Genomic DNA, 14,681 nt, shown 5'->3' on the forward strand with positions numbered 1-14,681 from the left:
CACCAAAAAAGCACATTTTGAGTGTACGTCGTTCAAACTGGGCTAGGAAATTGCCATGAGCACCGCAGCCTTTGAAAATTCGGCATCGCGCTTCGGCGAGGAGCGGGCGCCGTTTCTCTCGCCGAGGCGGGTAGCCGCACTGCTAGGGGTCAATATGACTGAACTGGCCGGCCTGACCGGTCTCGCGCGCAACACGCTTGCCGCCAAGTCCGGTGCGCGCAAGGTCGACGCCGCATTGAGTCCCATCGTCCGCATCCTGGCGATGGCCGGCGAGATGGCCGGTGATGAACAGCGTGCCGCGATCTGGTTCAAACATCAGCCGATCCCCGGCTGGGCGGGAAAGACCGCCTACGATCTCGTTCGCGAAGGCAAGACTGACAAGGTGCTTGCCTATCTGGAGGCAGTCCGCTCCGGCATCTATGCCTGAACCCAGGCTGACTCTATGGCGCGCTTTTGTGCCGCGCTGGGCCCATCTGCCGCTTTCCGGTGAGGGCGCGGCCCGCTTCGGCGGCCGCTGGAATCCGATTGGCACGCCGGCGATCTACGCCGCCCGGGAACTGTCCACGGCTTGGGCCGAGTACAATCAGGGTTTTGTCCAGCACCCGGCGCTGATTGCACAATTGAAACTGTCAGGCGCCCGGCTGGCCGACCTGACAGAGGCTGATACGCTGTCGAAGCTCGGTGTAACGGCCGACATTCACCGGTGCGAATGGCGTGACATCGTGGATGGAGGCTTTGTGCCCGAGACGCACCAACTGAGAGACCGCTTGCTTGGCGACGGGCTGCACGGCGTGATCTACCCGTCCTTCATGTCGCCTGGCGGCACATGCGTCGCGCTGTGGCGCTGGAACGAAAACGATGCTCCGGATCTTGAAATCATCGATCCCGACCATCGCCTGCCGAAAACAGCGGCATCATGGCTTTAGGGCAGTTCGAGCTGCGGCGGGCACACCCGCCTCCATCTCTTCCAACGTCTTCGGCTTGCCTATGTGGGGCAGGGATCCAAATACGTCCTATGGCCGTGTTAAAGGCAAGACTGGAACAGGCAGTGCGACTTGATCGTCGGTCGAACTGGTGACTTCTAGCTTTTCTCCGGCAGCGATCACAGTTTCCTCTCCCGACATAACAAAGATGCTGATCGCGCGCTGAATTCAAGGCTGCATAGCCAGACGGTGCTAGCCTGCGCCTGAAAGGACGCGCTCGACGAAGGCGGGCACCACTTGTGTCGCCGGCCCTTCCATCTGCTCGTCGAAACGGGAGGCCCAGCCGGCGCATTTCAGATTGAGTTCGGCTGTTACGGCTCCGGCCGCGCGTGCCTCCTCCACGAAACCTGCTGCCGGGTAGACACTCCCGCTGGTGCCGATGGCCACGAATAGGTCGCAGCGCGTCAGCGCCTCGCCGACCTCCTCCATGCGGTAAGGCATTTCGCCGAACCAGACCACGTCAGGCCTCAATTGACCTTTTGCGCCACACGCTGGACAGGCCGAATGGGCAGCGATGTCGTCGGCCCAGGTGCTGCTTTGCCCGCAGCTCAGGCAAAGGGCATGGCCCAGTTCTCCATGCATATGGATCAGTTTGCGCGAACCGGCGCGCTCATGCAGGTCGTCGATATTCTGCGTGACGACGAGGACGTCGCCTGGGAATTTCTGCTCGAGCTTGGCCAGCGCGGCGTGCGCCGCATTCGGCTCGACGCTGCCCATCTGCCGCCGGCGCATATTGTAGAAATCCTGCACCTTTACGGGGTCGCGCGCAAAACCTTGCGGCGTGGCCACGTCCTGCAGGTCGTATTTCGCCCAGACCCCGTCGGGATCCCGGAACGTGGCGACGCCCGATTCCGCCGAAATGCCGGCGCCTGTCAGGATGACGATTTTGGCTTTGGACATGGTCGAAGACACCGGCATCCGGAAACATCATTTGGAAGGCGATGTTACCGGAAGGCGGCAGCCGCATCAAACCCTGGTGCCGCCGACCGTCATCTGGTTCATCCTGAGATGCGGCTGGCCGACGCCGACCGGCACGCCCTGTCCGGCCTTGCCGCACATGCCGATGCCGGTGTCGAGCTTCATGTCGTTGCCGACCATCGAAACCCGATGCATGGCATCCGGCCCATTGCCGATCAGCATGGCGCCCTTGATCGGTTGCGTCACCTTGCCGTTCTCGATCATGTAGGCCTCGGTGCAGCCGAACACGAACTTGCCCGAAGTGATGTCGACCTGGCCGCCACCGAACGACACGGCATAGATGCCGTTCTTGACCGAGGCTATGATTTCCTCCGGCTCCATGTCGCCTGCCGTCATGTAGGTGTTGGTCATGCGCGGCATCGGCTCATGCGCGTAACCTTGGCGCCGCCCGTTGCCGGTGGCCTTCATGCCCATCAGCCGTGCATTCTGGCGGTCCTGCATGTAGCCGACCAGCTTGCCATCATCGATCAGCACGTTATGGGCCGAAGGCGTGCCTTCGTCGTCGACGGTCAGCGAACCTCGCCGCTCGGGCATGGTGCCGTCGTCAACGACGGTGACGCCTTTCGCCGCCACCTGCTGGCCAAGCAGGCCGGCAAAGGCCGACGTCTTTTTGCGGTTGAAATCGCCTTCCAGCCCGTGGCCGACGGCCTCGTGCAACATGACGCCGGGCCAGCCGCTCGACAGCACGATGTCGAAAGTGCCGGCAGGTGCTGGAACCGCTTCGAGATTGACGAGCGCCTGCCGCAGTGCCTCCTTGGCCGCGTGCCGCCAGCTGTCCTCGACCAGGAATTCGCCAAAATCCTTGCGGCCTCCCATGCCGTAGGAGCCGCTCTCCTGGCGGTCGCCGTCGCCGACCACCACCGATACGTTGATCCTGACCAGCGGGCGGATGTCGCGGACCATCTGGCCATCGGCGCGCACGATCTCGACATGCTGCCAGGAGGCGGCGAGCGACGCCGTCACCTGCCTGACGCGCGGATCTTCGGCCCGCAGCCATGCATCGATTTCCTGAAGCAACTTGGCCTTGGTCTCGAAGGAAGGCGAGGGGATCGGGTTTCCGTCGCCGTAGAGATGGCGGTTGGTGCGGACGGGCGCTGCGGCAAGCGTGCCGGAATAGCCGCTCTTCACCGTCGAAACGGCATCGGCGGCGCGCCGCAGCGAGGCTTCGGAGAGATCACTGGAATGGGCGTAGCCGCTGGCCTCGCCAGCGACGGCGCGCAGGCCGAAACCCTGGTCGGTGTTGAAATTCGCGGTCTTCAGCTTGCCATTGTCGAACATCAGCGCTTCGCTTTCGCTGTATTCGAGAAACAGTTCGCCGTCGTCGGCGCCGTTGATGGTCTCGGCGACGATCTGCTTGATGCGATCGTCGGAAATGTCGAATTGGCCGATCAGGCTGTTCATGGCAGGTCCATTCGCAGGAGGATTGTTTCCCACGATGTAGGCGCGAAGGCCTGCACAGACAATCTGAAATGAGATTTGCCGTGACCGCGGCCGGTCAACAATCACTGGATCGTGCTACAAGACCGCGTTCAAGGCAGGGCGGCGAAGCCGTCGGCAAAACCCTTGAGGTCGACGGGAATGCCGATGCCTTCTTCGGGCGTCTGGAAGACGATAAAGGTCGCCGACGTACCGGTCTTCAGCGTGTCGAGCAGCGGCTTTTCCAGGATGACCTCGGCATAGCAGCCGTCCTGGAAACAGCGCACGAAATAGGCGCGGCCGATATCCTTGCCGTCGACATTGAGGCCGAGGCCGTTGGGCAACAGCACGCCGAGCGGCGCCAGCACACGAAGGATTTCGGCCTTGTTGTCGGCTGTACGCAGCACGACAACGGAAAGACCCATTTCCGGGCGGTCCTCGGCGACGACGTTCTGCATCATCACGCATTGTTCGGACGTAGCACCGGCCGGCGTATCGCAGATGATCGACCACGCCCCATGCGTCGACTTCACCGTGCCGCTTGGCTGCGCGGCATTGGCCAGGCCGCCGCCTGACAAGGCTATTGCGGCGGCAACAAGGATGACCTCCGCCAAGGTTCTCGAAAGCCACGCGTTCATGACGGCTCCATTGCGAATCACGGCACTTTAAGCCGCACTAAACCCAAGTAAAGGACGAGACCCCCGCGGTCTGCCCCGACATAGGCGACAATGCGCTTTTCCGTGCCAATTTCGCCCTAATTGCGACGGTTTCGCGCGCCGCGCGGCTCATTCTGCCGGGATGCCGCTCCGGTGATTCGCGACGAGCGGTCACCGCACGAAGCTACAGCCGCGCTTGCGCGCAAAAATGCCGCACGGGTTCCGCCGCTCCTTTCTTGCGGAGGCAAATAGAGTATGGTTTGAACCAGCCTTGAATTGTCCGGGATTCCCGTCCCGGCATTATTCGGCATTCTTGCGGTCCGATCGCGAGGAACTGGGAGATGACGAGGGCGATGAGAAAATTCCTGGCAACCGCCAAAATCGTAGCTAGTGCCGCCGCCACGTTGTTTGCCGCTGCATCCGCTCATGCAGCCCAGCCTCAACCCTGGGAAACCAGTTTTCAGCCTCCGGCGACCGATATTATGAGGCAGATCGAGTGGTTCGGAAACTATTCGTTCGCGTTCATCATTGTGATCACCGCCTTGGTGCTTTTTCTGATCGCCTACTGCATTTTGAAATTCCGGGCGAGCGTCAACCCGACCCCGTCGCGCACCAGCCACAACACGCTGATCGAGGTCATCTGGACTGTCGGTCCCGTCGTCATCCTGCTCTGTCTCGCCATTCCTTCGTTCCAGCTGCTGACCGCGCAATACACGCCGCCGGAAGAAGCCAAGCTGACCGTCAAGGCGACGGGCAATCAGTGGAACTGGGATTACGAATACCAGGTCGACAACACGCTTTCCTTCAATTCCGCGATCCTTCAGGATGCCGACAGGGCTGCTGCCGGCAAGGAAGATCGCGCCGCCTATCCGCGCCTGCTCGCCGTCGACAATGAGATGGTGGTGCCTGTCAACACCATGACCCGCGTGCTGGTGACGGCGACCGACGTGATTCACGCCTTTGCCATGCCGTCCTTCGGCATCAAGACCGACGCGGTGCCGGGCCGCATCAACGAGGTGTGGTTCAAGGCCGACAAGGAAGGCCTCTATTACGGCCAGTGCTCGGAACTCTGCGGCAAGGACCACGCCTTCATGCCGATCGCCATTCGCGTCGTCTCCGATGCGCAATACAAGACCTGGCTGGCGGCAGCCAAGACCGATCTTCCCGGCGCCAACAAGGCGCTGATGGCCGAGGTCGATGGCACGAACAAGGTAGCGGCCGCCGGCAACTGATGCCGCGACCAGAAAAGATTCAGGGAACGGAGCCGACCATGGCAGACGCTGCAGCTCACGACGACCACGACCACAAGCCGTATCATGGCTGGGTCCGGTGGGTGTATTCGACCAACCACAAGGACATCGGTACGCTTTATCTGATCTTCGCGATCATGGCGGGCTGCATCGGTGGCGCCTTATCGGTCGTCATGCGCATGGAATTGCAGGAGCCGGGCATCCAGATATTCACTGGCCTGGCACAGATGGTCTACGGCATGAACGGTGACGCCGCCATCGACGGCGGCAAGAGCATGTACAATGCCTTCACCACCGCGCATGCGCTGATCATGATCTTCTTCATGGTGATGCCGGCGCTGATCGGCGGCTTTGCCAACTGGATGGTGCCGATCATGATCGGCGCGCCGGACATGGCGTTCCCGCGCATGAACAACGTCTCGTTCTGGCTGCTGCCGCCGGCTTTCATCCTGCTGATTATCTCGGCCTTCGTCCCGAGTGCGCCGGGCGCCTATGGCGTCGGTGGCGGCTGGACGCTTTATCCGCCGCTCTCGACATCGGGCCAGCCTGGACCGGCCATGGACCTGGCGATCCTTTCAATCCACATCGCCGGCGCCTCCTCGATTCTTGGCGCCATCAACTTCATCACCACCATCTTCAACATGCGCGCGCCCGGCATGACCATGCACAAGATGCCGCTGTTCGCGTGGTCGGTGTTGATCACCGCCTTCCTGCTGCTGCTGTCGTTGCCGGTGCTGGCCGGCGGCATCACCATGCTTTTGACCGACCGCAATTTCGGCACCACCTTCTTCGCCCCGGACGGCGGCGGCGACCCGATCCTGTTCCAGCACCTGTTCTGGTTCTTCGGCCATCCAGAAGTCTATATCCTGATCCTGCCGGGCTTCGGCATCATCAGCCATATCATCTCGACCTTTTCAAGGAAGCCGGTGTTCGGCTATCTCGGCATGGCCTATGCGATGGTTGCCATCGGCGCGGTGGGCTTCATCGTCTGGGCCCACCACATGTACACGACGGGCCTGTCGCTCGACACCCAGCGCTATTTCGTCTTCGCCACCATGGTCATCGCGGTGCCGACGGGCGTGAAGATCTTCTCGTGGATCGCCACTATGTGGGGCGGGTCGATTTCGCTTAAGACCCCGATGCTGTGGGCGATCGGCTTCATCTTCCTGTTCACAGTTGGTGGCGTCACCGGCGTGCAATTGGCCAATGCCGGCCTCGACCGCCCGCTGCACGACACCTATTTCGTGGTTGCGCACTTCCACTACGTGCTGTCACTGGGCGCGGTCTTCGCCATCTTCGCCGGCTGGTACTACTGGTTCCCGAAGATGACCGGCTACATGTATTCGCCGGTGATCGCCAACACCCACTTCTGGGTCACTTTCGTCGGCGTCAACCTGGTCTTTTTCCCGCAGCATTTCCTCGGTCTCTCCGGAATGCCGCGTCGCTATATCGACTATCCCGATGCCTTCGCCGGCTGGAATATGGTGTCGTCCTACGGCTCGTACATCTCGGCTGTCGGCGTCGTCATCTTCCTGTTCGGCGTCTTCGAGGCGTTCCAGAAGAAGCGGGTCGCCGGCGCCAATCCTTGGGGTGAGGGTGCGACCACGCTGGAATGGCAGCTGCCTTCGCCGCCGCCGTTCCACCAATGGGAACAGCTGCCGAAGATCAAGTAGGCGGTTGCCTCCTTTAATACGGAACCGCCGGCCGTCCGGCGGTTTTGGCCAACGGAATGATGGACTCTAAGTACGCATGGCCCTTGCCGAAGACAGACTGATTGACGAGCCGGGCTTCCGCATGTCGGAAGCGACGGCGGGCGATTTCTTCGCCCTGCTGAAGCCGCGCGTCATGTCGCTGGTGGTGTTCACAGCGTTTGTCGGCATGGTCGCCGCCCCGGTGACCATCAATCCGCTGCTGGCGGTGATCGCGATCCTGGCTATTGCCATTGGTGCCGGCGCGTCCGGTGCGCTCAACATGTGGTATGACGCAGACATCGATGCGGTGATGACGCGCACCGCCGGCCGTCCCGTGCCGGCCGGCCGCATACGGCCTGGCGAGGCATTGAGCTTCGGGCTGGTGCTGTCGGTTCTGTCGGTGATGACGCTCGGCGTGCTGGTCAACTGGTTGGCCGCATCGCTTCTGGCCTTCACCATCTTTTTCTATGCCGTCATCTACACGATGTGGCTGAAGCGCTGGACGCCACAGAACATTGTCATCGGCGGTGCTGCCGGTGCCATTCCGCCGGTCATCGGCTGGGCGGCGGTAACCGGATCGGTCAGCCTCGAAAGCTTGGTGCTGTTCCTGATCATCTTCCTGTGGACGCCGCCGCATTTCTGGGCGCTCGCGCTCTTCAAGTCGGAGGACTATGCCAAGGCAGGCATTCCGATGATGCCGAATGTCGCCGGCCAGGCTTCGACCAGACGCCAGATCTTTGCCTATGCGCTGGTCCTCGCACCGGTTGGCGTGCTGCCATGGGTTCTCGGCTTCACCACGCCAGCCTATGGCGTCGTTGCATTGCTGCTCGGCGCCGGCTTCGTCTGGTATGCGTGGAAGGTGCTGCAAATGGCCGATGACGACCGGGCGATGAAGCCGGCCAAGGCCCTGTTCGGCTATTCGCTGCTCTATCTCTTCGCCATCTTCGCCGCCTACCTTGGCGATTGCGTCGTCGCGCGCGCGCTGACCATCGGTGGAGCATGAGCATGGCCGAAAAGAAGCTTGAACTGGTCACGCTGACCGACCGTCAGCAGAAGGCCCGCCGCAATCGCTCGGCCGCAATCGGCTTCGCGCTGGCGGCGCTGGTCGTCATATTCTACGTCGCGACCATCGTGAAATTTGGTCACAGCGTCACCGGTTCGATGTGAGCTGAACATGACCAGGCAAACAGTCACCGATCCTACGAAGAAGAATACGAACCGCGTCGTCGCCGGCGTCTGCATCGCGTTCTTCGGCGGCATGATCGGCATGGCCTATGCCGCAGTGCCGCTCTACGCGATGTTCTGCCAGGCGACAGGCTACGGCGGCACCGTTAAACGGGCGACCCAGCAATATGCCGATCGGGTGCTCGACCGTGACATCACCATCCGCTTCGATGCCAACACCGTCGGCATTCCCTGGCAATTCCAGCCGGTCGCCCGCTCGATCACCATCAAGATCGGCGAAACAGCCGAGGCGCATTTCAGCGCGACCAACAAATTCAGCCGGCCCATCACCGGACGCGCCACCTTCAATGTACAGCCTGAACTGGCCGGACCTTACTTCAACAAGGTCGAGTGTTTCTGCTTCACCGACACGACGCTGAAGCCGGGCGAGACGTTGGACATGCCGGTCGTGTTCTATGTCGATCCCGACATCGTCAACGCGCCGGAACTGAAGGATTTGAGGACGATTACCCTGTCCTATACGATGTTCCCGGTCGACAAGACCAAGCCGGTCGCATCATCGGTGCCGGCCGACGGCCGCCGCAACAAGAGTTCAGATACCGAAGCAAGCCTCGGGGGTTGATATGGCAGACGCACACGCAAAACCACAACATGACTACCACCTCGTCGACCCGAGCCCATGGCCTTTCCTGGGCTCCGTCGGGGCGCTGGTGACCGCGATCGGCGGCGTCTGTTACATGCAATATCTCAAGGGCGGCGATTTCCCCATCTTCGGTTTCAACATCGCCAATCCATGGTTGTTCTTCATCGGCCTGCTGATCGTCATCTACACGATGTTCGCCTGGTGGTCTGATACGATCAAGGAAGCGCATGAGGGACACCACACTCGTGTCGTGTCGCTGCATCTGCGCTACGGCATGATCATGTTCATCGCCTCCGAGGTGATGTTCTTCGTCGCCTGGTTCTGGGCCTTCTTCGACGCCAGCCTGTTCCCCGGCGAGGTCCATCAGTATGCCCGTACCGCCTTCACCGGCGGCGTCTGGCCGCCCAAGGGCCTCGAAGTTCTCGACCCTTTCCATCTGCCGCTTTACAACACCGTCATCTTGCTCCTGTCGGGCACCACGGTGACCTGGGCGCACCACTCGCTCATCCACGGCGACCGCAAAGGGCTGATCAATGGCTTGGTGCTGACCGTCGGCCTCGGCATGCTGTTCACCATGGTGCAGGCCTACGAGTACATGCATGCGCCGTTCGGCTTCAGGGATTCGATCTACGGCGCCACCTTCTTCATGGCGACCGGCTTCCATGGTTTCCACGTCATCATCGGCACTATCTTCCTGCTGGTCTGCCTGATCCGCGCCATGAAGGGCGACTTCACGCCCAAGCAGCATTTCGGCTTCGAGGCCGCCGCCTGGTACTGGCATTTCGTCGACGTGGTGTGGCTATTCCTGTTTGCCTCGATCTATGTCTGGGCATCGAACGGCGCAATGATCGAACCGCACTGACATTGGCCCGAGGAAATGGGCCCGAGGAAAATGGGGCCGAGGAAATAGACAAGGCGGCTGCGGCGACGTGGCCGCCTTATCTTTTGCGGCAAATGCTCCTAGGATGACCCCATGAGCGACGACAAGGCGATCTGGCCACCAATCGATCCGATCTCGGCCGGCCTGCATGGCCGCTGCCCCCGCTGTGGCGAGGGCAAGCTGTTCTCCGGGTTCCTCACCGTCGGCGATCGCTGTACCAATTGCGGCCTCGATTATTCCTTCGCCGATGCCGGCGACGGGCCGGCGGTGTTCGTTATTCTGATCATCGGCTTCATCGTCGTCGGCCTGGCGCTGTGGATGGAGGTGACGCTCAATCCGCCGCTCTGGCTGCATCTGTTGCTGTGGATTCCGCTGACGCTGGTGCTTTGCCTGGCGGCGCTCAGGCTGATCAAGGGCGTGCTGCTGACGCTGCAATACCGCAACAAGGCGGCCGAGGGCCGGCTGGACCGCGGCGAATGAGCGAGGCATCAGGTTTGGTGGCCGGCCGGTCGAGGCCGAAACGCGCATTGGCGCTCGGCCTGGGTATCGTCGTGTTTTTGATCCTGCTGGCACTCGGCACCTGGCAGGTTCAGCGCCTGCACTGGAAAGAGGGCCTTCTCCAGACGATCGACCAGCGCACGCATTCGGCGCCTGTGCCATTGGCCGAGGTCGAAAAGCGGTTTGCTGCCACCGGCGACGTGGACTACACGCCGGTGATAGTGACCGGCACTTTCCTGCATCAAGGCGAACGGCATTTCCTCGCCACCTGGGAAGGCCAGTCCGGCTTCGATGTGTTCACGCCGCTGCAGCTCGAGGATGGCCGTTTCGTGCTGATCAACCGCGGCTTCGTGCCCTACGATTTCAAGGACCCCGCCAAGCGGCCGCAGGGGCAGGTGACGGGCAAAGTGACGGTGACGGGGCTCGCCCGCAACCCGCTGCCGGCCAAGCCCTCGATGATGCTTCCCGACAATGATCCGCAGAAGAACATCTTCTACTGGAAAGATCGTGACGCGATGGCCTCGAGCGCCGGCCTGCCGGCAGGTGCGGCGCTGGTGCCGATCTTCATCGATGCGAACGCCGCCGCCAACCCCGGCGGGCTGCCGGTCGGCGGCGTCACCGTCATCGACCTGCCGAACAGCCATCTGCAATATGCGATAACCTGGTACGGCCTTGCCGTCGCCCTTGCCGGTGTCCTGATCTCCTGGCTCCGCCGCCCGGCGAAAGACCAATGATCGCCGCCACTACCCTTGACAGGGCAGGGCCGCACACCTCATTTCGCGCCTTGAGCTCAGAAGTCATAGTCCGATCAACCGGCCTACAATCAGCGTAAGATGCAATCATGCTTCAGACAAAGCCACCGCTGACCATCCGGCTCTGCCAGCCGCGCGGTTTCTGTGCGGGCGTTGACCGTGCCATCCAGATCGTCGTGCTGGCGCTCAAGAAATATGGCGCGCCGGTTTATGTCCGCCACGAGATCGTGCACAACCGCTACGTCGTCGAAGGGCTGCAAAGCCTCGGCGCGGTGTTCATCGAGGAGCTCTCCGAGATCCCGCCCGAGCATCGCCAGAGCCCGGTCGTCTTTTCGGCGCATGGCGTGCCGAAATCGGTGCCGGCCGACGCCCGGTCCCGCAACCTGTTCTATCTCGACGCGACGTGCCCGCTGGTCTCGAAAGTCCACAAGCAGGCAATGCGCCATCAGCGGCTTGGCCGCCACGTGCTTTTGATCGGCCATGCCGGGCATCCTGAGGTGATCGGCACAATGGGCCAGTTGCCGGATGGCGCGGTCACTCTGATCGAGACCGAAGCCGACGCCGCAAGCTTCGTGCCCGCAGACCCGCGAGCGCTCGGTTTCGTCACCCAGACGACGCTGTCGGTCGAGGACACCGCCGGCATCATCCGCGCCCTGCAGCAACGTTTTCCCGAGTTGCACGCGCCGGCGGCGGAATCGATCTGCTATGCCACCACCAATCGCCAGGAGGCGGTCAAGGAAACAGCGGCCGGCGCCGATCTCTTCCTGGTCGTCGGTGCGCCTAACTCCTCCAACTCACGGCGGCTTGTCGAAGTGGCCGAACGCGCCGGCGCCTCGATGTCGCTTCTCGTGCAGCGCGCCTCCGAAATTCCGTGGAATGACATTGCCGGCATCTCGACACTCGGCCTGTCGGCGGGCGCCTCGGCGCCGGAGATCATCGTCGACGAGATTGTCGATGCCTTCCGGCAGCGCTTCGACGTAACCATCGAGTTGGCCGTGACGGCGACGGAGACGGAGGATTTTCCGGTGATGCGGGTGTTGCGCGATGTCGAACTGACGGCAGCCGACATGGCCTTCGTCAACGGGGCTGCGTAGCAACGATGGCGGTCTACACCGACGTCAATGAGGGCGAGCTCGGCGCGTTCCTCAGGAACTATCCGGTCGGCGATCTCTTGTCCTACAAGGGCATCGCCGAAGGCACCGAAAATTCGAATTTTCTGCTGCACACCAGCAGCGGCTCCTACATACTGACGCTTTACGAGAAGCGCGTCGACAAGGCTGACCTGCCGTTCTTTCTGGGCCTCATGGCCCACCTCGCCAGAAAGGGCATTTCGTGCCCGCTCCCGGTCACCGCGCAGGATGGCGGTGTGATCGGAACGCTTGCCGGCCGGCCGGCGGTCATCATCACCTTCCTTGAGGGTCTATCGCTGCGGCGGCCGACAGCTGGGCATTGCGGCGAGGTCGGCAAGGCTCTGGCGGCACTGCATCTCGCCGGCGCGGATTTCCCGATGACCCGCCCCAACGCCCTTGCCATCGATGGCTGGCGCAAGCTGTGGAACGCCGCCCACGCCCGCGCCGATGAGGTCGAGCCGGGATTGGCGGCCGAGGTCGATGCCGATTTCGCCGATTTCGAGCGGAACTGGCCGAACGGTCTGCCGCAGGGCATCATCCATGCCGATCTTTTCCCGGACAATGTATTCTTCCTCGGCGAGAAACTGTCCGGGCTGATCGACTTCTATTTCGCCTGCAACGACCTCTACGCTTATGATGTTGCCACGTGCCTCAACGCCTGGTGCTTCGAGAAGGATTTTTCCTTCAATCTGACCAAGGGCACGGCGTTGCTTGCCGGCTACCAAAGCGTGCGGCCGCTGAGCAGCGACGAGAAAGCGGCGCTGCCGATGCTGGCGCGCGGTTCGGCGCTGCGCTTCATGCTGACCCGGCTCTACGACTGGCTGACGGTCCCGGACGGCGGGCGTGTGATGAAACGCGACCCGACCGAATATATCCGCCGGATGCGCTTCCATCGGGCGATCAACTCTCCTTCCGAATATGGACTAACATGACCAAGCGCGTTGAAATCTTCACCGATGGTGCCTGTTCGGGCAATCCCGGGCCTGGCGGCTGGGGCGCGATCTTGCGCTTCAACGGTGTGACGAAAGAACTGTCGGGCGGCGAGGCTGCCACCACCAACAACCGTATGGAACTGTTGGCGGCCATCTCGGCGCTTAATGCGCTCAAGGAGCCCTGCGCCGTCGATCTTTATACCGACAGCAACTATGTCAAGGACGGTATTTTCAGCTGGATCGACGGATGGAAGCGCAACGGCTGGAAGACGGCCGCCAGGCAGCCGGTGAAGAATGCCGAGCTGTGGCAGCAGCTCGATGCAGCGCGTAACCGCCATCAGGTCACCTGGCATTGGGTCAAGGGCCATGCCGGCCATCCCGAGAACGAGCGCGCCGACGAATTGGCGCGGCTCGGCATGGCGCCATTCAAGAAAGGGCTCGTCAAGACTGTGGCACCAGTACCAGGTTCGCAGTCAAAGCAGCCGACGACCACAAAGGCGCGGCGCTCGACCCAAAGCTATTGAATTCCGGCTGCGGGTCCGCTCTCTGGCAGGAAGAGCTCTATCATGCCGATCGCATACTACATCACGCATCCCCAGGTTCAGGTCGATGCCAACGTTCCAGTGGCGGAATGGGGACTATCCGACCTCGGGCGAGCGAGAACATCGGCAATGCTCGATCAGCCGTGGGTTGGGTCGATTCGGCGGATCGTGTCATCGGGTGAACGCAAGGCGATAGAAACCGCCGAGATACTCGGAAGGCATCTCCGCCTTGCGATCGAGGTGAGGGAAGGGATGCATGAGAATGACCGATCGGCAACCGGTTTCCTGCCGCCTTCCGAGTTCGAAGCGGTCGCCGACCAATTCTTCGCCAATCCAAACAGCAGCATTCGTGGATGGGAGCGAGCTATCGATGCCCAGCGTCGTATTCTAAGCGAGGTAGACACTGTGCTAGGCACCGACGCCGCTGTCGACGTCGCATTCATAGGTCACGGAGGTGTCGGAACGCTCCTGCTGCTCTCTTTGAGCGGTCGGGAAATCAGCCGCGAGGCGGATCAGCCAGCGGGCGGCGGGAACTACTTCGCATACGATACCGGTGCGCGTCGCGTTATCCATGGATGGCAGCCGATCGACAGGCCGGCGCAGCGCCGCGACGGCTGACTTGGCTATCGGATGAGCAGGGCGGTGCCGAACAGTCCGAGCGCGAACACCGTGTGCGACACCAGATTGAGGGCGCGGACCTGCATTGGATTGGGGCGCTTCGAAGCGGCCCAGCCGGCACCCATGCCGGGCGCCAGCAGAAACCAACCGGCGCCGACGGTGACGATGCCGAGGATAAAGGCCGGCAGGAAGGTCGGCGCGGTGAGCCAGCCCGTTCCGGCCAGCACGACCAGTATGATGCCGTAGACGATGCCGACAGCATAATGAAAGGCCCAGCCAAGTGCAGATTCATGCGCATAGGGCGAGGCCTCGCCAATGTCGTCATGGAAGACCTTGCCTTCCCTGAGATGCCAGACCCAGCGGCCGACCAGCCCCCAGTTCGGCCGCGGCTGAGCAAACGCCTTGTTCAGGAAAATCGCCCAGATATCCATAAGCGCGGTTGCGCCGATACCGATCGCGACAGCGCGCCAAAAGATGTCAGACATAACCGAGGTCCCAAAAAGCAAGCAGTCCCGAAGCGCCGACGC

At 62.0% G+C, this 14,681-nt stretch carries 18 protein-coding genes; 14 read left to right on the top strand and 4 right to left on the bottom strand.

Annotated elements, in window-relative coordinates; all coding sequences use genetic code 11:
- The first annotated feature begins 55 nt into the window (after window positions 1-55).
- Both NKJ09_RS16560 and NKJ09_RS16565 read left to right on the top strand, forming a co-directional pair.
- Window positions 56-427 (top strand): antitoxin Xre/MbcA/ParS toxin-binding domain-containing protein, encoded by a 372-nt coding sequence (locus NKJ09_RS16560; protein WP_023716914.1) that lies wholly within the window; start codon window positions 56-58, stop codon window positions 425-427.
- Complete coding sequence (locus tag NKJ09_RS16565; protein ID WP_502895932.1) at window positions 393-926, top strand: RES family NAD+ phosphorylase; 534 nt, start codon at window positions 393-395, stop codon at window positions 924-926. Before NKJ09_RS16560 ends, NKJ09_RS16565 begins: the two co-directional genes overlap by 35 nt.
- Window positions 927-1,175: 249 nt before the next feature.
- On the opposite strand, the gene NKJ09_RS16570 is transcribed toward NKJ09_RS16565, so the two are convergent.
- From NKJ09_RS16570 to NKJ09_RS16580, 3 genes are all read right to left on the bottom strand, one after another.
- Window positions 1,176-1,883 (bottom strand): NAD-dependent deacylase, encoded by a 708-nt coding sequence (locus tag NKJ09_RS16570; RefSeq protein WP_023716916.1) that lies wholly within the window; start codon window positions 1,881-1,883, stop codon window positions 1,176-1,178.
- Between the two features lie 66 nt (window positions 1,884-1,949).
- Window positions 1,950-3,362, bottom strand: a complete 1,413-nt coding sequence (gene tldD, locus NKJ09_RS16575; RefSeq protein ID WP_023716917.1) for a metalloprotease TldD — start codon at window positions 3,360-3,362, stop codon at window positions 1,950-1,952.
- A gap of 128 nt (window positions 3,363-3,490) precedes the next feature.
- Window positions 3,491-4,015, bottom strand: a complete 525-nt coding sequence (locus NKJ09_RS16580; RefSeq protein WP_023716918.1) for an invasion associated locus B family protein — start codon at window positions 4,013-4,015, stop codon at window positions 3,491-3,493.
- A gap of 371 nt (window positions 4,016-4,386) precedes the next feature.
- On the opposite strand from NKJ09_RS16580, the gene coxB reads away from it, so the two are divergent.
- The 12 genes from coxB to NKJ09_RS16640 all read left to right on the top strand — a co-directional run bounded on the left by coxB (window position 4,387) and on the right by NKJ09_RS16640 (window position 14,154).
- Complete coding sequence (coxB, locus tag NKJ09_RS16585) at window positions 4,387-5,265, top strand: cytochrome c oxidase subunit II (RefSeq protein ID WP_023716919.1); 879 nt, start codon at window positions 4,387-4,389, stop codon at window positions 5,263-5,265.
- Between the two features lie 38 nt (window positions 5,266-5,303).
- On the top strand, window positions 5,304-6,956 hold the full coding sequence (gene ctaD / locus NKJ09_RS16590; protein WP_023716920.1) for a cytochrome c oxidase subunit I: 1,653 nt from the start codon (window positions 5,304-5,306) through the stop codon (window positions 6,954-6,956).
- Between the two features lie 76 nt (window positions 6,957-7,032).
- Window positions 7,033-7,977, top strand: a complete 945-nt coding sequence (locus NKJ09_RS16595) for a heme o synthase (RefSeq protein ID WP_352483710.1) — start codon at window positions 7,033-7,035, stop codon at window positions 7,975-7,977.
- Window positions 7,974-8,141 (top strand): cytochrome c oxidase system small membrane protein, encoded by a 168-nt coding sequence (locus NKJ09_RS16600; RefSeq protein ID WP_023716922.1) that lies wholly within the window; start codon window positions 7,974-7,976, stop codon window positions 8,139-8,141. Before NKJ09_RS16595 ends, NKJ09_RS16600 begins: the two co-directional genes overlap by 4 nt.
- Window positions 8,142-8,148: 7 nt before the next feature.
- Window positions 8,149-8,781 (top strand): cytochrome c oxidase assembly protein, encoded by a 633-nt coding sequence (locus tag NKJ09_RS16605; protein WP_023716923.1) that lies wholly within the window; start codon window positions 8,149-8,151, stop codon window positions 8,779-8,781.
- A 1-nt stretch (window position 8,782) separates the two neighbouring features.
- Window positions 8,783-9,664: a cytochrome c oxidase subunit 3 gene (locus NKJ09_RS16610; RefSeq protein WP_023716924.1), complete on the top strand. Its 882-nt coding sequence runs from the start codon at window positions 8,783-8,785 to the stop codon at window positions 9,662-9,664.
- A 111-nt stretch (window positions 9,665-9,775) separates the two neighbouring features.
- Complete coding sequence (locus NKJ09_RS16615) at window positions 9,776-10,162, top strand: DUF983 domain-containing protein (RefSeq protein WP_023716925.1); 387 nt, start codon at window positions 9,776-9,778, stop codon at window positions 10,160-10,162.
- The gene (locus NKJ09_RS16620) at window positions 10,159-10,914 is read left to right on the top strand and encodes an SURF1 family protein (protein ID WP_023716926.1); all 756 of its coding nucleotides are present in this window, start codon (window positions 10,159-10,161) and stop codon (window positions 10,912-10,914) included. The genes NKJ09_RS16615 and NKJ09_RS16620 overlap by 4 nt, the downstream gene beginning before the upstream one ends.
- Window positions 10,915-11,021: 107 nt before the next feature.
- The gene (gene ispH / locus NKJ09_RS16625) at window positions 11,022-12,026 is read left to right on the top strand and encodes a 4-hydroxy-3-methylbut-2-enyl diphosphate reductase (RefSeq protein WP_023716927.1); all 1,005 of its coding nucleotides are present in this window, start codon (window positions 11,022-11,024) and stop codon (window positions 12,024-12,026) included.
- Window positions 12,027-12,031: 5 nt separating this feature from the next.
- Complete coding sequence (locus NKJ09_RS16630) at window positions 12,032-12,994, top strand: homoserine kinase (protein ID WP_352494379.1); 963 nt, start codon at window positions 12,032-12,034, stop codon at window positions 12,992-12,994.
- On the top strand, window positions 12,991-13,518 hold the full coding sequence (gene rnhA / locus NKJ09_RS16635; protein ID WP_023716929.1) for a ribonuclease HI: 528 nt from the start codon (window positions 12,991-12,993) through the stop codon (window positions 13,516-13,518). Before NKJ09_RS16630 ends, rnhA begins: the two co-directional genes overlap by 4 nt.
- 42 nt (window positions 13,519-13,560) lie before the next feature.
- Window positions 13,561-14,154, top strand: a complete 594-nt coding sequence (locus NKJ09_RS16640) for a histidine phosphatase family protein (RefSeq protein WP_023716930.1) — start codon at window positions 13,561-13,563, stop codon at window positions 14,152-14,154.
- 5 nt (window positions 14,155-14,159) lie between these two features.
- On the opposite strand, the gene NKJ09_RS16645 is transcribed toward NKJ09_RS16640, so the two are convergent.
- On the bottom strand, window positions 14,160-14,639 hold the full coding sequence (locus tag NKJ09_RS16645; RefSeq protein ID WP_023716931.1) for a DUF2938 domain-containing protein: 480 nt from the start codon (window positions 14,637-14,639) through the stop codon (window positions 14,160-14,162).
- Between the last annotated feature and the right edge of the window lie 42 nt (window positions 14,640-14,681).

The organism is Mesorhizobium sp. M0189 (assembly GCF_040322135.1).
GTDB lineage: Bacteria > Pseudomonadota > Alphaproteobacteria > Rhizobiales > Rhizobiaceae > Mesorhizobium.